A 20,495-nucleotide genomic window follows, 5' to 3' on the forward strand; every position below is an offset into this window, starting at 1 on the left:
TCAAGCTCCTTTATTCTTGATGAACAAACTAGTTAGCATTTATATTAGTGAGTATAATCACCTATTTAAATCGACTTTCCCTGTTCTTGATCCAACATACAGCTTCCTGAAAGTTCTCAGCAATAAAGTCAGGTTCCACATCTGCCCAACTACCAAAATATTCTTGATTCTTATATTTATGATATGCTTCTTTACCAGCACCAGTCTTGACTAGTATTTTTAGGCATTTTACCTCGTTAGCGGCTATCAAATCTGTCCACCTATCTCCAATAACAATGCATTCTTCCAGTTCTAGATTATTCTCTTTTGCAGCTTGAAGCAACATTCCTATAGAAGGTTTTCTACAGGAGCAACCTTCCATATGTTGGTGTGGGCAAATAAAGACCTTATCAAACCCGAATCCTTTTAGCTCTTTCTCATAGTCCTCTCTTTTAGCTTCACCTCTGGAGATTCCTGGTTGATTGGTAAATGAAATAATAAGAAAATCTAATTCCTTTAAGTCGACTATCGATGTTTCGACATTCGGATACAACTCAAATTCTCCTGGATAAATTACATGTTCAGATCCACCAATCGTACCATCTCTATCTATAAAAATTGCTTTTGGCAAAAATATTCCCCCTATTTTAAGTCTACCCTCTCTGTAAAAAAAAGAGAATGACATAGTTTCATCATTCTCCTTCCAGCATCATTTCCACTCATCAAAAAATTGCTCTAAATACGTTTCTATAAAGGCATGCCTTTTCGTGGCAATAATCTTAGCAGCGTCAGTATGTAACGTGTCCTTTAGCCTTAGAATTTTGTCATAGAAGTGTTGGACAGAGGTGCCATCCTTATCTTCATCGTGATACAAAAGCTGTCCCTTAGCGCCCCCATAGGCAAATGTTCTAGCAATACCAATCGCTCCAATAGCATCAATTCGATCAGCATCTTGAATGATTTTCCCTTCCATCGTCATCGGGACTTTACCTTGACTAAAAGAAACATCATCAATTGCTAGATGAATCTTCTCCAATTGTTCCTTGGTAACATTTATAGAAATGAGAAAGTTATCCATTTCATTTAATGCTTTGACAGGTTCAGAGAAGAGCTTCTTATCACCTACATCATGTAGCCACGCTCCAACTGTACAAATAAAGTTATCTGCACCTTCTTCTTCGGCAATCTTGCTAGCTATATTAGCCACCCGCCTTAGATGAAAGTAATCATGTCCAGTTGAATCGTTTCCAAACAGCTCCTGGCAATAACCTTGTATTAACTTAATCCGTTCGTGAGAATTCATTAAAATAACCCTACTATTTTTCCATTATCTGTTACGTTCATATTTAATGCAGCTGGTCGCTTCGGTAAACCAGGCATTGTCATGATATCGCCAGTCAATGCTACAATAAATCCAGCACCGATAGATGGTCGTAACTCTCTAATTGTAATCGTGAATCCTGTTGGTCTTCCTAACAGAGCAGGGTTATCCGAAAGAGAGTATTGTGTTTTAGCCATACAAACCGGTAAGTTATCCCAGCCTTGCTTTTCAAAGTATGCGAGTTGTTTCTTCGCTTTCGAAGAAAATTCCACACCCGCAGCTCCATATACAGTTTTAGCAATTTTATCAATTTTTGTTTCTATCGAATCTTCTAAATCATACACTCGCTTAAAGTTTTTCTCTTTCGTCTCAACAGTCTGGACGATTTTTTCAGCAAGTTCTAATCCACCTTCTCCACCCTTAGCCCAAACATCTGTTAGGGCAACCTCATAGCCCTTTTCATCACACCAAGCTTTAATATATTCCACTTCATTAGATGTGTCTGTCGGAAATTTATTAATGGCAATGACGAAAGGTAGACCAAAGAATTGGATAGTTTCTATATGCTTTTGCAGATTTTCCATACCCGCTTTTAATGCATCAATGTTTTCATTAGTTAATTGGTCCTTAGGTACTCCCCCATGCATTTTCAAAGCTCGAACAGTAGCTACTATGACAACTGCATCAGTATCAATATCACCAGCTCTAGTTTTAATATCTAGAAATTTCTCAGCACCTAAGTCTGCTCCAAATCCCGCTTCCGTAACCACATAGTCACCAAGTTTAGCTGCAGTTTTGGTTGCAATAATACTATTACACCCATGAGCTATATTAGCAAAAGGTCCACCATGAATAATAGCTGGTGTATTTTCGATTGTTTGGACTAAATTTGGCTTAATAGCATCTTTCAGTAATAGTGTTAGAGCACCTTCCACTTTTAAATCTCGGACATATATAGGCTCTTCTTGATATGTATAACCAATCATTATATTCGAGATTCGCTCTTTTAAATCCTGCAAGTTATTGGACAAGCAAAGAATAGCCATAATTTCTGAAGCGACGGTAATATTAAAGCCTTCTTCTCTAGGTACACCACGTAAAGGTCCACCTAGTCCGACCACAATTTGCCTTAGAGCGCGGTCATTCATATCCATAACTCGCTTAAATTCAATTCTTCTTGGATCTATATTTAACGTATTGCCTTGATGAATATGGTTATCAATCATTGCAGCTAATGCATTATTGGCACTTGTTATTGCATGCAGATCACCAGTGAAATGGAGATTGATATCCTCCATTGGCAACACTTGAGAATAACCTCCCCCTGCTGCACCACCTTTAATTCCCATTACCGGACCAAGCGATGGCTCCCTCAAGGCTATAACAGCCTTTTTACCGATTTTATTTAATGCTTGGCCTAATCCCACTGTAACAGTAGATTTTCCCTCTCCTGCAGGTGTTGGGCTGATTGCAGTAACTAAAATTACTTTACCGTTTGTTTTATGAGCTAATGATTCTAGAAGCTTGTCTGATAATTTGGCCTTCGTATGTCCATACGGCTCATAATCTTCATAAGTTAAATTAAGATCTTCAGCTATTTTATGTATTGGTAGTAATGTCGCTTCTTGGGCAATTTCAATATCTGTTTTCATGTTCCCATCCTTTCAACCATTTTTTGGACTTTAAAACTGATTAAAACGTACATAAATAACCATAATATCGATATAATATAATTATACAATGAATGTCAGTTAAATAACAGACAGATTGGTTGGATTATTCAGCATTATGTACCAATTTGCAACTTGACTGACTTTTTAAAATGAGCTATAGTTGACACAAGCAAAGAGGATTTATGGATCATTAAAATGGTGACTTCGACTTAAAAGAAGTGGGTTAATTTGATCCAATCTTTCTGTCTTAGTTACCTTTTTTGATACTCATTTTTCTGATTTGTATTAACACGTTTTACGTGAAAGTTTTTAGGAGGATTATTTAACATGGAAAACGGAGTAGTAAAATGGTTTAACGCAGAAAAAGGTTATGGTTTTATTTCTACTGAAGGTGGAGACGATGTATTTGTTCACTTCTCTGCTATTCAAGGTGAAGGCTTTAAGTCTTTAGAAGAAGGTCAAGAAGTTACCTTCGAAATCGTTGATGGCGATCGTGGACCACAAGCTGCAAATGTAGTTAAAAAGTAAAAGAAACCTATATAATAAAAACGGTAATCGACTAGATTACCGTTTTTTTAATACCTTAAAAAAATATATAATAACTGCCTGTGGATAAATAGACATAAACGGCCACGTCCAGCTCCAGCGCCCAGGGACTAGCGAGACTTCCCTCACCTCCGTACGATAAGTCAACATCGACTCCCTCCGGTCGTCGTGTTTCCTTTATCTCCTTCGGCTCAGTCCAGTCCGTAGTCCCTAAACGGGCGCTTGCGCTTTTGTTCTTAAACCTTAACATTTGTTGATAATGCTTTTTCTTCTGCTGGAATACGAATACGTAATAGCATTATATGGAGAATTGGAAAAACAATGGCAGTGATGTAGGCACCAAAAAGCATGGGAATAATAAATAATTCGACTGCTACAATAATATAATTCGGGTGCTTAACATATTTATATGGACCCTTCTTTATTAAAGCAACTCTTGGCAGCACGATAATCTTCGTATTCCAAAACCGTCCCAAAGAATAGATGCACCAAATTCGTGCTAGTTGTGCAGCAATAAACACCAAAAAGTAAAAATAATTAAATGCTATTTCTTGATTGTTTATCTTTACCATCGTCTCCAGTAATACACTTAGAAAAAAGAGTGTATGTAAATAAATGAACCACTTATAATGTTCGTTACCAGTTTCTATGCCCCCTCTTTCCTTCATCCATTTTTCATTATTTTTGGCAATAACAAGCTCTACAAGACGTTGCCCAATAATTATTAAAATTAATAAGCTCATCCATACTTCCATTATTTATCCCACTCCAATAATAATATTTCTGAACTAAAACCTGGTCCTAATGCACATAGTATCCCCTTATCGCCCATATTCATATCGGCCTGTAGCCACTTTTGTAACACATATTGGACCGTTGCTGAAGACATATTACCATGATCCTGAAGTACCTCAGAGGAATAATGTATCTGTTCATTGGATATGGAGAGTGCATCTTTCATCGCATCAATTACTTTCTTACCCCCAGGATGTGCAATAAGCCCAGCTATATCCTTTACTGTTATTCCTTTATATTGAAGAAAGTCTTCCATATGGCTCTTCCATATCGAGTCCACTAGTGCTGGAATACTTTTTGAAAAAACAACTTCAAACCCTGAATCGATTACCTTCCACCCCATAACATCTGTACTATCTTTTTTGGTATAAGAACTATAATCCTTAATAATTGGGGACGCCTTCGATAATTGACTACGAAATGGTGAATTTTCTCCAATAAGCAAAGCTGCACTAATTCCATCGCCAAATAATGCTGTTCCAATTAAATTGCTTTTTTTATGGTCGCTTTTTTGAAATGTTAAACTACATATCTCACAATTAACAAGCAGTGCTGATTTCGTTGGATTTGCCCTTAGCCAATTAAATACTCTAGATAGACCTATAGCTCCTCCAGCACAGCCTAATCCCCATAACGGCATACGTTCTACTTGTTCTCTAAATGGACGCTCATTCATGAGAAATGTGTCAATTGATGGCGTTGAGATTCCTGTGCTTGATACAAATGCGATTAAATCAATATCCTCATATGATATCTTTTTATGCAAATTAGCTTTTGCTAAACAATCATCCATAGCTACTAATGAATACTCAATGGCGTTCTGATGGTATAAGCGATTCCTTTCTTGAAAACTGTGATCTTCTAAAAACCACTCTTCTCCTACAACAAATTGTCTATGATGAATTGATGCATTATCAAATACTGGTAGCAATCGATTTATTTCACGGTCTGTATAACTAAATATATTTTTGACCATATCTTTAACTCTATTTTGCTCTAATTCATACTTTGGCAGAGCCTTACCTACAGAACATATAATCGCCATTGTCTCACCTTTCAAAAAGCAATTTTTAGAGTTAGTTTGTAACGGTTTTCATAATTTATTACTTTTTTTTACATCTTCTGCCAAAATTCACTTGGGCAAAAAGGTTAAAAACGTGGAATAACAAGGGTTCATAACGACTATTTCACAAAAATTGAGCGTTAGAATAACGGTATTTTTTTGGCGTGAAATTTGTGTATGATGAAATTGTAACAACGACTACAAATAAAAAGGGAGGCAATCTCTAATGCGAAAAGATGAAGTTCAGGAAGCATCTGAGAAAGAAAAGCCCAGTCTAAAAGGAACAATCATTTCGGTAAAGGTTTTAGTGTCTTAATTATTATTTCTTGGGTTGGAGCTTTTGTGTTATTTATTTCGAGGTAACTATAGCAAAAAGGGAGTGTGAATGAATTATGCATTTCCATAAGTATGAAAATATTTGGTTATTATTTGGAATTGGGCATCACATGATGTATGCCACTGTGGAGGTGTATGAATAATGCATTTAGCAAAACATGAGACTCATACAAAAACATCTATCGAAGCTCTACCTACCTCTATACCTGAATCAAGGCTTTATATGTCTTATATTTCTGTTTCTTTTATTTCAGTATTTATAGGTGGATTAATGGGTTTACTACAAGTACTAGTACGATCAGGAAAGTTCACTCTACCAGCTGGAATTGATTACTATCAAGTTCTGACAGTGCATGGTGTAATCTTAGGTCTTGTACTAACTACTTACTTTATTATTGGTTTCCATTTCTCATTAATGGGAAAAACGGTAGGAATTCATTAAAACAACGAAAAGTTGCTTGGATCGCATTCTGGATTAAGGTAATTGGTACAGTAATGACTGCAGTTACATTTCTTTATGGTGAAGCAAGTGTTCTTTATACGTTTTATGCTCCATTATGACCTCATCCTGCATTTTATATTGGTCTTGCCTTAGTTATCGTTGGTAGTTGGGTTGCAGGATTTGTTAATTGGTCACAGTTAAGAGTATGGAAAAAAGCACATCCTGAAAAAACACCACTACTTGCATTCATGGTTACAATTAATACATTATTATGGTTTATAGCATCACTAGGTGTTTCAGCTGCTGTGTTGATTTTAACACCAAAAATTAATCGATTATGTATCATTCAAGCCATTACATGGACTGTTGGTATGACAATTATGTCAGGCACGATGCTATCCAAGGTTTATTAGGCGCACCAAGATGCTCTCTTACTCTGAGTATGGTGGTGACGAACAAGTTACGGAATGGGTTAAATACCAAATGGCTCAGGCTATTGGAGGAACCATCTTATTCATTGGTATCGTATTAATGGTTTACATCTTTATTAAACTTACATTCTTTGCTCCAAATGGTGTAGAAGAATTCCCTATTGCTGAAGAAGAAGATGACGCAGAACCTACTCCAGCATTCTTTGAAAATTGGAAGTTATTGATTGGTATTACAGTAGCCTTAATCCTTGCTGCTTACACAAAACCATTTATAGAGATTCTGCAAACATCACCACCAGAATCCGTACCATTCGACTTCCCGATTGGAAGATAACTAAGTACAAACTAAAGGCCCGTTCCACAATTAGGAACGGGCTTCTATATTATCATGATATTAAAATTAAAACTTATAAATATCTTGGTATTTTGTAGTCAAATAATTAATGAGGTAATCCGGATTTAACCCTTCCCCAGTTACATCGCTTAATATTTCTAGTGGTTTCTTCATTTTCCCATGCTGATGGATGTGCTCCGTTAACCAGCTTCTAATCGGCGATAGATCACCAGACTTTATCGCAGCATCGATATCAATCGTTTCACTCATCTTATGCTTAAACTGTGCTGCATACATATAACCTAACGCATAGGAAGGGAAATAACCAAAGTCACCACCAGCCCAGTGTATATCTTGTAAAACTCCCTCTCTATCTGATGGTGGTTCAACTCCTAAGTACTCCACCATCTTCTCATTCCAAAGTTTCGGAAGGTCTTTAACTTGAATTTCATCATTAATTAATGCCTTCTCTAGTTCATAACGAACCATTATATGTAATGGGTAAGTTAATTCATCCGCTTCAATTCGAATAAGTGATGGTTTTACTTCATTCACTGCATGATAAAAATCTTTTAATTCTACACGCTCAAAATGACTAGGTGCAAACTTTTTAAATAGGTCATAATGAGATTCCCAAAAAACTCTATTTCTACCTAAGAAATTCTCCCAGAACAGTGATTGCGATTCATGGATTCCCATGGACGTACCAGAAGCAAGCGGTGAACCTTCTAATTTTTTATCAATATTTTGTTCGTATAATGCATGTCCCGCTTCATGAATAATTCCGAAAACTGCCGTTCGAAAATCTTGTTCATCATAGCGAGTTGTAATTCGTACATCATTGAGATTGATTGTAATTTCAAATGGATGAATCGTGTCATCTAAGCGTCCTGCCTCAAAGTCATATCCCATTCTGTTTAAAATTTCAATAGAGAACAATTCTTGGTCGGACTTAGGAAAATGCGTACTTAATAGTTCAGTATTAGGTTTAACAGAACTGCCTTGCGTTTTTTGAAGTAGCTCTGTAAGCGATTTGCGTACTTTTGGGAATACTTCATCAAGCGTTTTAACAGTCATTCCAGGTTCATAATTGTTTAGAAGCGCATCATATATATTGTCTTCATATCCCCAATAATTGGCAAACTTTTTATTAAAAGCTACCAGTTTTTCTAAATACGGTTGAAATAATGAGAAATCAGCTTTCTCTCTCGCCTCTTGCCAAATGGCTTCCGATTTAGATTGAAGCATGACATATTCCTTGTATTCAGAATCTGGTATTTTTCTGTTTCGCTCATAGTTTTCTAAGCATTCTAGTACTGACTTTTGGATAATTTCATTTTTTGTCCTATCTCTAAGTTCATCAATAAAAGCTTTCATCTTATCAGAAACTTGCATTTGATGGAGCTTTTGAGATAAATAACCCACTACTTCAGAGCGTTGCTCTACCCCTTTTTTGGGAATTTTAGTTCGTAGATCCCATTGAATTAATGTCACTGCTTCTCGTATGGCATTCATTTCTTTTAAATACTCTTGGAATGCCTGCTCTTTTTCTGTAAGATTGGCCATTACGATTCCTCCCTGATCTTCTTCCCGAAATACTGATAATAGTCTGTTTTGATAAATCCATTAAATAGCTTTCTTTTTTTAGTAGCGGATTGACCATAGTATTTTTCAAATGCTTCAAAGGCAGTAAGTACATAAACACTCCAGGAAGGATGGTTTTTCATTACATTTCCAAAATCCTGGTAAATGGTTTGTACGCTCTCTTCGTCACCAATACGCTGACCATAAGGAGGATTAGCAATGATATAGCCATTGTCCCTGCGGATTGTTAAATCACTTACTTGCATTTGCTTCCAAATAATTAAATCTCCCAATCCTGCTTCCAAACTATTTGCCTTAGATATTTCTATCATCTTGTGGTCCAGATCACTACCCATAATTTCTAAAGGTTGATCATATTTCGCCAGGTCCTCTGCCTCTTGGAAAGCCTGATCCCATAGTTTCGGTCGAATAAGCTGCCATTCTTCTGAAGCGAATTCCCGATTAAAACCAGGGGCAATATTCTGTCCAATTAATGCTGCTTCAATTAGAATGGTACCTGAACCGCAAAACGGATCAGCAAGTGTGTATTCTGGCCGCCAATTTGTAAGTAATACTAATGCCGCTGCCATCGTTTCTTTTAAAGGGGCTTCCCCTTGGCCGACACGATATCCGCGTTTATGTAAACCTACTCCTGAAGTATCAATAGTCAACAGAGCAATATCCTTTAATAAAGAAATCTCCACTTTATACATTGCGCCAGTTTCTGGCATATTCGATATCATTCCATACTTTCTTTTTAAACGCTCAGCAATTGACTTTTTTACGATTTTTTGACAATCTGGTACACTATACAACGTCGATTTTACCGATTTTCCTGATACAGGAAACTGTCCATCTTCACTAATAAAATCTTCCCAAGGAAGTGCTTTAGTTCCTTCAAAAAGTTCATCAAACGTAGTTGCTTTAAACTCTCCTACTACTAGTTTAACTCGGTCTGCAGTTCTAAGCCAAAGATTGCATCTAGGTATAGCAGAGATTGGCGCTTCGAAGATTACTTTCCCATTATCTACTTGCACCTCATAACCGAGTCCTCTTACTTCGTCTGCTACTACAGATTCCAAACCCATGGCTGCTGTTGCGATTAATTTTATATGTTTAGACATTTACAAAATCCCTTCATTGTTGGTATTAACAGTAAGGTTAGTTTACCACAAATCTAGTATATAAATAAAATAACCTTTCTGCATCTAAATGTGCAGAAAGGTTATGAAACATTTTTCATATTATAGACCGTTGAATACTCGATAAGCCATGTTCTGTACCATTGTACTCCAAACGGTGGTCAGCCTCGTACTTAGGTTGTAATCATCTATCTACAGGTAATTACCTGTCCCTCGTTCGGTTCATTTCCCTAATAGAGGATGCCCCTACCATAATTTGGGTTGCTCACTCGTGGGGTTTACCTCGTTCCACCTAAAGTGTTTCCACTTTAGCTCCGTCACTGTGGCACTTTCAAGGATATAATTCCATATTCTAGAAGAACTTAGGAACTTCACCTGCCGTTAGCCTAAAGATGGCTACCTTGACTTATGAATTCATCAAGCACGAACACTACAAACATCTCAGTTTGTGTGAGCATGGACTTTCCTCTGCATAAGCATGCAGCGATTACATGAGCATTCAACAATTAACTAAGATTTATCTTAACATAATTAACCTAGCTTTTCATTGGTAATAATAGTAAACTTTATGAATCTGCATTAGCAAATTTACTTCCAAAAACAGCTTTTTCTAGATTAGACAAACGTTTGAGTACATCATAGTTAACCTGCTGTGGTGCTGGACTTGTAGCCCTTGTTCTGCCTTGTCCTTCTCCAGACTTTTTCAAACGCTGAATTTCTTGTTTTAGTCGATCGATTTCTTGTCCAAATGCCTCATAATCCTGAATAACAACATCTAGAAATTCATCTACTTCTTCTTGATTATACCCACGCATAGCGGTTTTGAAATCTTTTTCTAAAATTTCTTTCCCATTAAGTTGAACTCGATTATTCATAATGTATCTTCACCCCGTAACATTCTTTTCATATTTTATTCTAATGCTTGTAACTTTAATTTGGAACAAGTTATTTTACTATATGTACGTGTTCTATATTTTATTATAGCAAAAAAGTAAGGAGCAGGACAATCCGCTTCTTACTTAAAATGTATGTATTACTTTTCCATATCCGATTTTTGAAATGAGAATGGTAATAATTCATCCATTTTCACCGTCATCGTATTCGCATTTAAGTTTGTTAAATGTATATTCATATCGGAGTGAAAGAACTCGCTCATCACTTGACGACAAGAACCACAAGGAGGTACAGGTCGTTCCGTGTCTGCTGCAACAGCCATCTCGACAAACTCCGTCTCCCCTTCAGAAATTGCTTTAAAAATAGCTACTCTCTCAGCGCATAAAGAAACAGGGTATGCTGCATTCTCTATATTACAACCGGTATATACTTTTCCTGATTTCGTAACTAGAGCAGCGCCAACTGGAAAGTTTGAATATGGGACATAAGCACGTTCTCTAATTTGAATAGCCTTGTCGATTAACTCATTTTTAGACATTACCCTTCCCCCTCTCGATGTTTGGAAGCTAATTATATTAAAAGTTATCAGAATTGTAAAGAAAAAAGACTATTCAACCGCTCGAAGTAATTGGTCAAAAACGTAAATTATGGATTGGTTTAACTCCATATAGCGTCTTCTTCTTACATCTACAAAATAACTATGCATAAGTAATAGCTCCATGTTTTCTCTAGTTGAAACAATTTGATTTGGGTGTACACTTATCTTACTCTCTTTAATTATTTCTAATGCAAGCTTTTCCCATTTCTCTAGTAATTCATAAACAGGCAAAGTCTTTTCTTTTACCGATTCAAAAAAAATTTTATCTCTAAGATCCTCAGGAGGATTGTTTTGTTCAAAAATGTCCTTCAGTTTATTTAATTCGTCCTTAAGCTGTAAGGTATAATCAATTATTACCATTGTAACGCCTCTATTCATACGATTCTATCTACATTTTAACATGTTTATAGTTTCAAGGCATTATACCATGCTCGGATACGACTACACTTATTTCTTATAAGATTGAATCGCTAAACATACTTGTTCTATTTCTCTCTTTTGCACTTGATAAGTTTCATCAATCCAATGATCAACTTTAAGTGTTAGTCTTTGCTCGCTAATCCTTGCCATATCTCCTAGTTGAAGTAATGCTTCTTCAAAATCTTTCCGTACGACTCCGATTGGTTCATTTTCTTTCAATAACGCTAATCCCATCATTTCCACCTCACAGATTATTAGTGTGTTAAATCATAATTCTATGTATGATAGCTAGTATCCTTCACGTTCGACAAAACTAGAAGTAATGAAACAAAACTAGTGCTTTAACTCATTTTTTTTCGGTTATTAGACAAACTACAAGTAAAGGAGGTATTCATCATGAAAGACAAACAAAAAAACAAACAAAAAGAAGTAGAAAATGGTAAATCATTAAAAACTGGAGACAAGAAATTAAATGGTCCAAATCGACCATCTACTTGATGAAAAGGATTTGCTATTTGCAAATCCTTTTCTATTTGGTTGATGAGTTATAGATAGTTACGTTGTTAATCAAACATACTCTTAATATGATAATACGCATATAATAGGTGTCGTTTCTGATAAAAAGACATCCCTATTTCCAAAGGATCAACTTGTAAAGGTTTGAACCACTTCTTTTTCATACCCCCCAATAAATACCAATCATTTCGAATATTATCTTGATGATCTATTATTGGAAAAGTCATACGAAGCATGGAACTCTTAGGTAAGTGAATAGAGAGATATCTCTCATAATCAATTCTGGAACCAGTATGTTCAACATGGAGAATAAAATCCATGATTGCCGGATAAACATCTCGATGGAATAGTTGTGTGGCAAGATTTTTGCCAATTGTTATTCGGTTATCTATATTAGTAAATCCTTGAATAAAGGTACCATATAACCTCCCTTCTCTCGTTGGAAGTAACACTGCATTAATTAAAAATTGATTCTGTAATATATAAGGAAAACTGAAGAATACTTTCTTTTTAAAATATGGTTGTCGGATGACAGGGTTATGAATGACATTTTGTTCATTAATAATTAAAGCGATCATTAATCGGTTCTTATCTCTTTTTTTTCTAAATATCTCCCATTCTCGAATCATAAAAGTTGATATTTGAAGCTCCTCTAATAATTCACGAAATGGGACATCGTATTTTAGCGATAATTTATATACTAATAGTTGCGGGTATGCATCAGAAAAAATAAGCCAATTAGCACGCTCATAAGTCATAAATAAATTATTTCTTTCATTATCACCTAACATTTTTTTATAAGGGGGTAATGTTAAGTCAGTCATATTCCATCCAGCATTACGAGAGACAACGCTAGCAAGTAGAGACCATTTAATCTCTTGGTGTTTTATGTAGAAGTTTTGATATGCTTTCGTGCGTGATATGTTGTCTATATTATGCTTCCTAGTTTCATTTATTATATAATGAAGATAGTCTCGCTCATTTTTTGCTACTTTCATGAGATAAACCCTGCCTTAATCTGTGATATTTTTTTAAATTTTAGACTTTAAAGTTACACTGCAGGTGTTTTTTTGATATGATACTGTTTATGCTAGGGGGCATTTTCATGAATTATCCAAACGGGAAACAATCCACATCCATTAGTAAAGTTAATAACCAAACATTCTCAAATCGTGGGATGACTCTTGAAGAAGACATCAATCAAACGAATCAATACTACTTAGATAGGGATATGGCGGTCATTCATAAAAAGCCTACTCCTATTCAAATCGTTAAAGTAAATTATCCAAAGCGTAGTGCTGCTGTTATTACTGAAGCTTATTTCAAACAAGCATCAACAACGGATTATAATGGATTATATCGAAATCGATATGTAGATTTTGAGGCGAAAGAAACTAAAAATAAAACGTCCTTTCCCTTGGCGAACGTCCATGAACATCAAATAAAACATATGGAAGCCTCTGTAAAACATGGTGGCATATGCTTTATGATAATCCGATTTGCTTTTCACGATGAGACTTATTTATTAGAAGCAGATAAATTATTCTCTTTTTGGTATGAAAAGGAAGCGGATGGTAGAAAATCAATACCATACAATCAAATAAAGCAAAAAGGTCACCTAATACCTTTCAAATACCAAACTAGAGTTGATTATCTTGCTATTATTGATCAGCTTTATTTTTAGATTGGAGGTAGTGAGAAATGGCAAATTCAAGCCAAAGTCGCACTGCACGAAGAAAACAAAAAAAGTCAAAAAAGAAACCATTATGGAAAAGAATCTTTTTAACATTATTTCTAATAGGTATCGCCATCGGAATTGGGGTTGCTGGTTTATTCACTTATTATATTTCCACAGCACCAGATATTGATACATCCCAATTGTCAGACCCTTTATCTTCTAAGGTCTATGATATGAATGGTGAACTTATTGCCGACCTTGGAGAATTTAAACGTACAAAAATTCAATATGATGATATACCTATAGTTCTAGAAGATGCGGTTACTGCTACAGAAGATGCTCGCTTCTTCGATCATCCTGGAATTGATATTCGTCGTATATTTGGAGCCGTCCTCGGAAATATTCGAAATGGGTTTGGTTCTGAAGGTGCAAGTACAATAACCCAACAGGTTGTGGAAAAATCATTCCTAGACCCTGACAAGAAAATAAAATTAAAAGTTCAAGAACAATGGCTTGCACTTCAATTGGAAAAGGATTTTTCCAAAGAACAAATTTTAGAGATGTACTTAAACAAAATCTATTACGGTTCAGGTGCTTATGGTGTTGCTAAAGCAGCTGAAACTTATTTTGGAAAGACGGATTTACACGAACTAACATTACCAGAAGCAGCTATTTTAGCGGGGTTGCCACAAAGACCTTCTGCTTATGATCCTTTTAAAAATCCTGACCTAACGAAGGAAAGAATGGAAACAGTATTAAAATTAATGGTTCGACATGACAAAATTACGCAAGCAGAAGCGGATGAAGCATTAAAGGTGGATATCACTTCTCTATTGGTTGAAAAAAAGGAAGCGTCCAACCCATATGATGCTTTCATTTCACAAGTTGAACAAGAAGTTGTAGAAAAACTTGATGGTGCAGATATCTATACAGAAGGCTTAGAGATTTATACGACTCTAGATAAAAAAGCACAAGATTATGTCGAATTAGTCTTATCTAATTCAGAAAATAACCCTATCACCTACCCTAACGATGACTTGCATGCTGGTTTAGTTGTACTGGATACAAAATCTGGTGCAATCCGTGCTATCGGTGGTGATCGAAATTATCAAAGTGGTTTTAATTATGCTATTCAAGGTGGTAGTCAGCCTGGTTCAACCTTTAAACCGATCGTTGCCTATGGCCCAGCTATTGAATATCAAAAAATGTCTACTTACCATCAAATTAATGATGATAAACCATACGAAATAGCTGGGTCAGATAGTGAACCAGTTCGAAACTGGAACCGTAAATACCAAGGTTGGATGACTGCTAGATATGCCCTTCAAGAATCATTAAATGTTCCAACATTAAAAGTGCTTGTAGATGTAGCAGGCTATGATAATGCACAGAAATTCGGTAATAACTTGGGAATTGAATTTAAAAATGGCCGCCCACAATTAACAGATGCCATTGGTGGTGCTGAGACGAATGTAAATCCATTGCAGCTCGCTGGTGCTTATCAAGCATTCGGTAATGAGGGGATTCGCTATGAACCTTATGCTGTAACAAAAGTTGTCTACCCAGATGGACCATCAATTGATTTGGCACCTGAACCTGAGGTTGCCATGTCAGATTATACTGCTTATATGGTATCTGACATGTTAAAAACTGCTTTAGCACAAGGATCTTCCGGAGGACCTGCACGTATTTCTGGTCTACCAGTTGCGGCTAAAACAGGTACAACAAACTTTAAGGATGTTGCTGGGGCAAAAGATTCATGGATTGCGGGGTATACAACAAATTATACGACAGCAATATGGATTGGTTACGATGATGCTGAAAATAAAAGGACTATGGAAGATGAAAAATGGCTCGCCCATTCCCTGTTTAAGCATATTATGACTAAAATGCATGAGGGCAAGGAAACTGCTGACTTTGCTAAGCCCGATTCAGTAGTTGAGGTTGCAGTTGAAAAAGGATCTAATCCAGCTGCCCTTCCAAGTAAGTATACACCAGAGTCAGAAATTGTTACCGAACTATTTGTTAAGGGAACAGAGCCAAGCAAGACTTCCGAGAAGTATGATAAGTTAGATCCTGTAGAAAAACTCAAAGCGGAATATAGTAAAGGTAATAATGCCATTATTGCTGAATGGGAATATGATTCCGATGAAGATGTATCCTTTGAAATCTCAGCGAGTGTAAACGGAGGAGAAATGCAGGTTCTTTCTTCTACTAATGAAAAGCGAATTGAAATATCAGAAGTTAGTCCTGATGCGGAATATACGGTTCAAGTTGTTGTAGTAAGTAATGAGAATGGTGAAAGTCGTAGTGATCCTCAAACAGTTAGTGTTAAAATAGACAACGAGGAAGCTAATTCCCCTATAGGACCTGTAGACAGTCTAACGGCTGTATACAACGCAGAACAATCATTTATTGATGTATCTTGGGGGTATAATGGACCTCCAGCTGCTTTTGAAGTTACAGTTGAAGGACCTCAAGGTGGAACGCAAGTAGTTGAGTCTAAAGGAATTGAAATCAATGGGAATTTTCAACCAGGTCAGACATACACCATTTATGTTACTGCTATAGGTCGAAATGGTGCTAATGAAGGAAGCCGAAGCGAAACTAGAAGTACTTCAGTTGAAATTCCAGGAGAACCAGATCCAGAGGAAGAATCAGAATCAGATGAAACACTGATCCCTATACCAGGTATCGGTGATGATGAAGAAGAATAATTAGAAAAAAGCTGTCACAGCGATGTGACAGCTTTTTATATTGCTACCCTATTTTTCATCCTTTTCTGACCCTCTCTACATATCTCTAGCAATGGGCATTCTGGACAGTTAGGATTTTTAGCTTTACAATGATACCTTCCGAAGAAAATTAACCGGTGATGTGTAACACTCCACTCTTCCTTCGGTATCTTTCTCATTAATGTCTCTTCTACCTCTATGACGGAATCTTTCCAACGACAAATACCTAGTCTTTTCGATACTCGCTCCACATGGGTATCTACAGCAATTGCTGGTTCACCAAATGCAACCGATGCTACGACATTTGCTGTTTTTCTACCAACACCAGCTAACTTCTCTAGTTCTTTCTTTTCTCTTGGTACTTCCCCACCATATTCTTCTAATAAGACTCTACATAGTTTCTGAATATTTTTTGCTTTATTCCGAAATAAACCGATAGAACGTATATCATGTTGCAGTTCTTCAAGCTCAACTGCTAAATAATCTTCAGGTGTCTTATATTTCTCAAATAAATCTTTCGTCACTTTATTAACCAGTGCGTCAGTACATTGAGCAGATAATAAGACTGCTATAACAAGTTCAAATGGATTACGATGTGTTAATTCACATTCAGCATCTGGAAACATTTTTCCTATTTCGTTTAAGCAAAATCGTATTTGTTTCTTATTTAACATTAGTCCTCTCCCTCTAACCAATTATAATAAAACGATGTATCCCTTTTTGATGTAGTGGTTTTGGTTTGTCTTGTTGTTTGGTTATCATGAAATCTCTTTGTTGCCTCTCTTGCTTGTTCAACGGAATGAATCCCCTTTTTCTTCCACTCTCTAAGAATTCGGTCTATATACTTAAAATTCAACTTTGACATTAGAACCGATTCTCTTAATGCAGCCTTAATTAATGCAGGAGAAAGTTCATCTTCATCTAACCATACATTGATTGTTTCTATCTCGAATGGTGATAATGGTCTACCAAATTCTTGTTCAAATAAAATAAATAAAGATCCATCCTCCGAAGATTCAGGCTTTTCCTCCATCACCGGTTGAAATAACTTTTCCCATAATGGTTCAAGAGAATATACTTCACTTAATTGTTGCTGACTATTTTCGGTACGTTCAATCTTCATTAAATTCCTTTGGATTAATTTCCGTAATATCTTAGAACAGTCATTTTCCTCAATGGTTAGTATTTCAGTTAATTCTTGGATAGTAGGAAAATAGTTCCCGTGTAAGGTGGATCGATATATCTGTAAAACTACTATCAACTCTGTTTCATTGAGTCCTAATGCTTTATAATTAAGTAATAATTTATTAGGTATTGTTATTTGATTGTTTAATATCTCTTGAATTGGAATAGATTTTTTCATTTCATTGCACCTCATACATAGTATAGCATGATTCGACATCAATACTAATAATTTAAAGCTATATAAAAGGGCTGACCCATTATTTGGGACAGCCACAAAAACAGATTTATTTATGGGTAAAGACGGTTTAATAATCTAGGGAACGGTATAGTCTCTCGTACATGTTCAACACCTGATAACCATGCAACAGTACGTTCTAAGCCTAAACCAAAGCCGGAGTGTGGGACACTTCCATATTGACTAAGCTCAAGATACCACTTATAAGCAGGACCAGTCAGCCCATGTTCCTCATAGCGTTGTTTCATTAACTCTAAGTCATCAATTCGTTGTGAACCACCGATAATTTCGCCATAACCTTCTGGTGCGATTAGATCTGCACAAAGAACGAGATCTTCTCTGTTTGGGTCTGGCTTCATGTAGAATGCTTTAATATCTTTTGGCCAGTTTGTAATAAATACTGGCATATCAAAGTTTTCCGCAATTGCTGTTTCGTGAGGAGCTCCAAAGTCTTCCCCCCACTCAATATCTGTAAACCCTTTTTCCTGTAATAAAGCTACTGCATCATCATAAGTTATCCTTGGGAATGGCGCTTTTACTTTTTCAAGCTTTGCAGTATCTCTACCTAATACATCTAGTTCTAATTTACAGTTTTTAAGAACAGATTGAACGATATGACTCACATAGTTCTCTTGTACTTCTAGACTTTCATCATGATCTACAAACGCCATTTCCGGTTCTATCATCCAGAATTCAATTAAATGTCTACGTGTTTTTGATTTCTCTGCTCGGAATGTTGGACCGAATGAAAAAACTTTACCTAATGCCATTGCTGCCGCTTCCATATACAATTGACCGCTTTGTGATAAATAAGCATCTTCATCAAAATATTTCGTATGGAACAACTCAGTAGTTCCCTCTGCTGATGCACCTGTTAATATCGGTGGATCAATCTTTACATAGCCATGCTCATTAAAGAACTCGTATGTAGATCTGATAATTTCATTTCTAATCTTCATTACTGCATGTTGGCGTTTAGAACGTAACCATAAATGACGATGATCCATTAAGAATTCGGTACCATGCTCTTTAGGCGTTATCGGATAATCAACAGCCTCATGAATTAATTCAATATCTGATACTTGCATTTCATAGCCTAATGGCGAGCGTGTGTCTTCTACAATAGTACCAGTTATGTACATCGATGATTCTTGGCTCATGTTTTTTGCTAGTTGGAATGTTTCCTCGCTAACATCACTTTTAACTACTACACCTTGCATGAATCCAGTCCCGTCACGTAATTGTAGGAATGCGATTTTACCACTTGAGCGTTTATTGGCAAGCCATGCTCCAATTGTTACTTTTTGTCCCTCATATTTGGATACTTGTGCGATTGTTGTTTTCAATCAAAAAACCTCCATTAGTCTATATTTTACTCCATCTGGATGAATTCCTTAATGCTTGTTTTTTTCTACAAATCTTCTGATCCGATTAGCTGCTTCCACTAATTGTTCTTTCGATATGGCATAGGATAAACGAACATTATTGGGTGCGCCAAAACCAGAACCCGGTACTACTGCTACCTTTTCTTCCTCTAATAAAGTAGCAACCCAATCATCAACTGAATCGAAACCATTTAATGTAGCAGCTTCAGCCACATTTGGAAATAGGTAAAAAGCTCCTTGAGGCTTTTTACAAGTTACACCCGGAATAGTCACGATTAAATCATATAACGCATTGAGTCTTTCTGCAAATACTTTACGCATTTCAATGGTCGGATCTTCTTCAGCCTCATATGCAGCAAGTGCTCCATATTGTGCTATTGAAGTTGGATTGGAAGTTGAATGAGATGCTAAATTGGTCATAGCTTTAATAATGGCTTGTGGACCTGCTGCATATCCTATTCTCCAGCCCGTCATCGCATGGGATTTAGAAACTCCGTTAATTACTACTGTTTGTTCCTTTAACTTAGTAGAAATTTGTGCAATAGAAACATGCTTATCATCTGTATAAATCAATTTTTCATAAATTTCATCCGAGATAATTACTAAATGATGTTTCAAGCACAGCTCCCCTAAAGCTTTCAACTCTTTCTCACTGTACATCATCCCAGTAGGGTTGCTAGGTGAATTGATTATAATTGCTTTTGTTTTACTAGTAATAGCGGTTTCTAATTGATCTGGTGTTATTTTAAATTCGTTTTCTTCCATACCATCGATAAATACGGGGTTACCTCCTGCTAGTTTGATTTGTTCAGGATAGCTCACCCAGTATGGTGTAGGAACGATTACCTCATCACCATCATTTAAAAGCACTTGAAATAGGGTGTAAAGCGCATGCTTAGCACCGGATGTTACAATTACCTCATTTAACTGATATACAAGGTTATTTTCCCTTTTTAGCTTATCTACAATGGATTGTTTTAACTCATTAATACCACCTGTAGCTGTATACTTCGTGAATCCTTGGTCCATTGCTGCTTTTGCGGCTTGAATAATATATTCAGGTGTATTGAAGTCTGGTTCTCCCGCCCCTAAGCCAATGACATCATGACCACTGTTCTTAAGTTCCTTCGCTTTAGCAGTTATAGCTAAAGTTGACGAAGGTGTTAATGTTTTCACTCTATTTGCCATTTCCATTTGTCGGTC

The 20,495-nt window shown here is 36.3% G+C and carries 20 protein-coding genes, 1 other RNA gene and 1 pseudogene; 5 read left to right on the top strand and 17 right to left on the bottom strand.

Going from position 1 to position 20,495, the window contains the following annotated elements; translation table 11 throughout:
* Positions 1–61: 61 nt before the first annotated feature.
* From TE34_RS13125 to TE34_RS13135, 3 genes are read right to left on the bottom strand one after another with little or no spacing between them, the layout of a single operon-like run.
* Positions 62–664 carry an HAD-IIIA family hydrolase gene (locus TE34_RS13125; protein ID WP_047985268.1) on the bottom strand — a complete coding sequence of 201 codons (603 nt, stop codon included), beginning with the start codon at positions 662–664 and terminating at the stop codon, positions 62–64.
* A gap of 24 nt (positions 665–688) precedes the next feature.
* Positions 689–1,282 (bottom strand): HD domain-containing protein, encoded by a 594-nt coding sequence (locus TE34_RS13130; protein WP_047985269.1) that lies wholly within the window; start codon positions 1,280–1,282, stop codon positions 689–691.
* A complete protein-coding gene (locus TE34_RS13135) occupies positions 1,282–2,952 on the bottom strand; it encodes a formate--tetrahydrofolate ligase (protein ID WP_047985270.1) in 1,671 nt (556 codons plus the stop codon). Before TE34_RS13135 ends, TE34_RS13130 begins: the two co-directional genes overlap by 1 nt.
* A 348-nt stretch (positions 2,953–3,300) precedes the next feature.
* Between TE34_RS13135 and TE34_RS13140 the strand changes: the two genes are divergently transcribed.
* Positions 3,301–3,501: a cold-shock protein gene (locus TE34_RS13140; protein ID WP_047985271.1), complete on the top strand. Its 201-nt coding sequence runs from the start codon at positions 3,301–3,303 to the stop codon at positions 3,499–3,501.
* Between the two features lie 254 nt (positions 3,502–3,755).
* Here the strand turns inward: TE34_RS13140 and TE34_RS13150 are convergent, their stop codons facing one another.
* Entirely contained in the window at positions 3,756–4,274 is a 519-nt protein-coding gene (locus TE34_RS13150) for an isoprenylcysteine carboxyl methyltransferase family protein (protein ID WP_047985273.1), read from the bottom strand.
* Positions 4,274–5,359 (bottom strand): type III polyketide synthase, encoded by a 1,086-nt coding sequence (locus tag TE34_RS13155; RefSeq protein ID WP_047985274.1) that lies wholly within the window; start codon positions 5,357–5,359, stop codon positions 4,274–4,276. The genes TE34_RS13150 and TE34_RS13155 overlap by 1 nt, the downstream gene beginning before the upstream one ends.
* A 577-nt stretch (positions 5,360–5,936) precedes the next feature.
* Between TE34_RS13155 and TE34_RS20435 the strand changes: the two are divergent.
* A pseudogene (locus TE34_RS20435) lies at positions 5,937–6,920 on the top strand (cbb3-type cytochrome c oxidase subunit I).
* Between the two features lie 66 nt (positions 6,921–6,986).
* On the opposite strand, the gene TE34_RS13165 reads toward TE34_RS20435, so the two are convergent.
* From TE34_RS13165 to TE34_RS13190, 7 genes are all read right to left on the bottom strand, one after another.
* A complete protein-coding gene (locus TE34_RS13165) occupies positions 6,987–8,486 on the bottom strand; it encodes a carboxypeptidase M32 (RefSeq protein ID WP_047985275.1) in 1,500 nt (499 codons plus the stop codon).
* Positions 8,486–9,628 (bottom strand): THUMP domain-containing class I SAM-dependent RNA methyltransferase, encoded by a 1,143-nt coding sequence (locus TE34_RS13170; protein WP_047985276.1) that lies wholly within the window; start codon positions 9,626–9,628, stop codon positions 8,486–8,488. The genes TE34_RS13165 and TE34_RS13170 overlap by 1 nt, the downstream gene beginning before the upstream one ends.
* Positions 9,629–9,765: 137 nt before the next feature.
* Positions 9,766–10,145, bottom strand: an RNA gene (gene rnpB / locus TE34_RS20440) — RNase P RNA component class B.
* Positions 10,146–10,212: 67 nt separating this feature from the next.
* Positions 10,213–10,521: a cell division regulator GpsB gene (gene gpsB, locus TE34_RS13175; protein WP_047985277.1), complete on the bottom strand. Its 309-nt coding sequence runs from the start codon at positions 10,519–10,521 to the stop codon at positions 10,213–10,215.
* 158 nt (positions 10,522–10,679) lie between these two features.
* Positions 10,680–11,078, bottom strand: a complete 399-nt coding sequence (locus TE34_RS13180; protein WP_047985278.1) for a cytidine deaminase — start codon at positions 11,076–11,078, stop codon at positions 10,680–10,682.
* Between the two features lie 69 nt (positions 11,079–11,147).
* On the bottom strand, positions 11,148–11,498 hold the full coding sequence (locus TE34_RS13185) for a DUF1798 family protein (protein ID WP_047985279.1): 351 nt from the start codon (positions 11,496–11,498) through the stop codon (positions 11,148–11,150).
* 87 nt (positions 11,499–11,585) lie between these two features.
* Positions 11,586–11,792: a hypothetical protein gene (locus tag TE34_RS13190; RefSeq protein WP_047985280.1), complete on the bottom strand. Its 207-nt coding sequence runs from the start codon at positions 11,790–11,792 to the stop codon at positions 11,586–11,588.
* A 162-nt stretch (positions 11,793–11,954) separates the two neighbouring features.
* On the opposite strand from TE34_RS13190, the gene TE34_RS21325 reads away from it, so the two are divergent.
* The gene (locus TE34_RS21325) at positions 11,955–12,056 is read left to right on the top strand and encodes a spore protein (protein ID WP_201777699.1); all 102 of its coding nucleotides are present in this window, start codon (positions 11,955–11,957) and stop codon (positions 12,054–12,056) included.
* Between the two features lie 65 nt (positions 12,057–12,121).
* Here the strand turns inward: TE34_RS21325 and TE34_RS13195 are convergent, their stop codons facing one another.
* Entirely contained in the window at positions 12,122–13,072 is a 951-nt protein-coding gene (locus TE34_RS13195; protein WP_047985281.1) for a DUF2515 family protein, read from the bottom strand.
* Positions 13,073–13,179: 107 nt separating this feature from the next.
* On the opposite strand from TE34_RS13195, the gene recU reads away from it, so the two are divergent.
* A complete protein-coding gene (gene recU, locus TE34_RS13200) occupies positions 13,180–13,758 on the top strand; it encodes a Holliday junction resolvase RecU (RefSeq protein WP_047985282.1) in 579 nt (192 codons plus the stop codon).
* Between the two features lie 17 nt (positions 13,759–13,775).
* Entirely contained in the window at positions 13,776–16,469 is a 2,694-nt protein-coding gene (locus tag TE34_RS13205; protein WP_047985283.1) for a PBP1A family penicillin-binding protein, read from the top strand.
* A 35-nt stretch (positions 16,470–16,504) separates the two neighbouring features.
* Here the strand turns inward: TE34_RS13205 and nth are convergent, their stop codons facing one another.
* The 4 genes from nth to TE34_RS13225 all read right to left on the bottom strand — a co-directional run bounded on the left by nth (position 16,505) and on the right by TE34_RS13225 (position 20,486).
* Positions 16,505–17,161, bottom strand: coding sequence for an endonuclease III (nth, locus tag TE34_RS13210; RefSeq protein WP_047985284.1), 657 nt, complete (start codon positions 17,159–17,161; stop codon positions 16,505–16,507).
* Entirely contained in the window at positions 17,161–17,850 is a 690-nt protein-coding gene (locus TE34_RS13215; protein WP_047985285.1) for a DnaD domain-containing protein, read from the bottom strand. The genes nth and TE34_RS13215 overlap by 1 nt, the downstream gene beginning before the upstream one ends.
* Before the next feature lie 110 nt (positions 17,851–17,960).
* Entirely contained in the window at positions 17,961–19,253 is a 1,293-nt protein-coding gene (gene asnS, locus TE34_RS13220; protein WP_047985286.1) for an asparagine--tRNA ligase, read from the bottom strand.
* Positions 19,254–19,301: 48 nt separating this feature from the next.
* Positions 19,302–20,486, bottom strand: a complete 1,185-nt coding sequence (locus TE34_RS13225; protein ID WP_047985287.1) for a pyridoxal phosphate-dependent aminotransferase — start codon at positions 20,484–20,486, stop codon at positions 19,302–19,304.
* Positions 20,487–20,495 lie beyond the last annotated feature (9 nt).

It is taken from the genome of Ornithinibacillus californiensis (assembly GCF_001038485.1).
In the GTDB taxonomy this organism is placed as follows: domain Bacteria; phylum Bacillota; class Bacilli; order Bacillales; family Amphibacillaceae; genus Ornithinibacillus; species Ornithinibacillus californiensis.

What these genes read in the sequence shown, in the direction of transcription:
- TE34_RS13125 (WP_047985268.1), bottom strand. Translation starts at nt 664, where the DNA reads ATGTCATTCTCTTTTTTTTACAGAGAGGGTAGACTTAAAATAGGGGGA.
- TE34_RS13130 (WP_047985269.1), bottom strand. Translation starts at nt 1,282, where the DNA reads ATGAATTCTCACGAACGGATTAAGTTAATACAAGGTTATTGCCAGGAG.
- TE34_RS13135 (WP_047985270.1), bottom strand. Translation starts at nt 2,952, where the DNA reads ATGAAAACAGATATTGAAATTGCCCAAGAAGCGACATTACTACCAATA.
- TE34_RS13140 (WP_047985271.1), top strand. Translation starts at nt 3,301, where the DNA reads ATGGAAAACGGAGTAGTAAAATGGTTTAACGCAGAAAAAGGTTATGGT.
- TE34_RS13150 (WP_047985273.1), bottom strand. Translation starts at nt 4,274, where the DNA reads ATGGAAGTATGGATGAGCTTATTAATTTTAATAATTATTGGGCAACGT.
- TE34_RS13155 (WP_047985274.1), bottom strand. Translation starts at nt 5,359, where the DNA reads ATGGCGATTATATGTTCTGTAGGTAAGGCTCTGCCAAAGTATGAATTA.
- TE34_RS13165 (WP_047985275.1), bottom strand. Translation starts at nt 8,486, where the DNA reads ATGGCCAATCTTACAGAAAAAGAGCAGGCATTCCAAGAGTATTTAAAA.
- TE34_RS13170 (WP_047985276.1), bottom strand. Translation starts at nt 9,628, where the DNA reads ATGTCTAAACATATAAAATTAATCGCAACAGCAGCCATGGGTTTGGAA.
- gpsB (WP_047985277.1), bottom strand. Translation starts at nt 10,521, where the DNA reads ATGAATAATCGAGTTCAACTTAATGGGAAAGAAATTTTAGAAAAAGAT.
- TE34_RS13180 (WP_047985278.1), bottom strand. Translation starts at nt 11,078, where the DNA reads ATGTCTAAAAATGAGTTAATCGACAAGGCTATTCAAATTAGAGAACGT.
- TE34_RS13185 (WP_047985279.1), bottom strand. Translation starts at nt 11,498, where the DNA reads ATGGTAATAATTGATTATACCTTACAGCTTAAGGACGAATTAAATAAA.
- TE34_RS13190 (WP_047985280.1), bottom strand. Translation starts at nt 11,792, where the DNA reads ATGGGATTAGCGTTATTGAAAGAAAATGAACCAATCGGAGTCGTACGG.
- TE34_RS21325 (WP_201777699.1), top strand. Translation starts at nt 11,955, where the DNA reads ATGAAAGACAAACAAAAAAACAAACAAAAAGAAGTAGAAAATGGTAAA.
- TE34_RS13195 (WP_047985281.1), bottom strand. Translation starts at nt 13,072, where the DNA reads ATGAAAGTAGCAAAAAATGAGCGAGACTATCTTCATTATATAATAAAT.
- recU (WP_047985282.1), top strand. Translation starts at nt 13,180, where the DNA reads ATGAATTATCCAAACGGGAAACAATCCACATCCATTAGTAAAGTTAAT.
- TE34_RS13205 (WP_047985283.1), top strand. Translation starts at nt 13,776, where the DNA reads ATGGCAAATTCAAGCCAAAGTCGCACTGCACGAAGAAAACAAAAAAAG.
- nth (WP_047985284.1), bottom strand. Translation starts at nt 17,161, where the DNA reads ATGTTAAATAAGAAACAAATACGATTTTGCTTAAACGAAATAGGAAAA.
- TE34_RS13215 (WP_047985285.1), bottom strand. Translation starts at nt 17,850, where the DNA reads ATGAAAAAATCTATTCCAATTCAAGAGATATTAAACAATCAAATAACA.
- TE34_RS13225 (WP_047985287.1), bottom strand. Translation starts at nt 20,486, where the DNA reads ATGGAAATGGCAAATAGAGTGAAAACATTAACACCTTCGTCAACTTTA.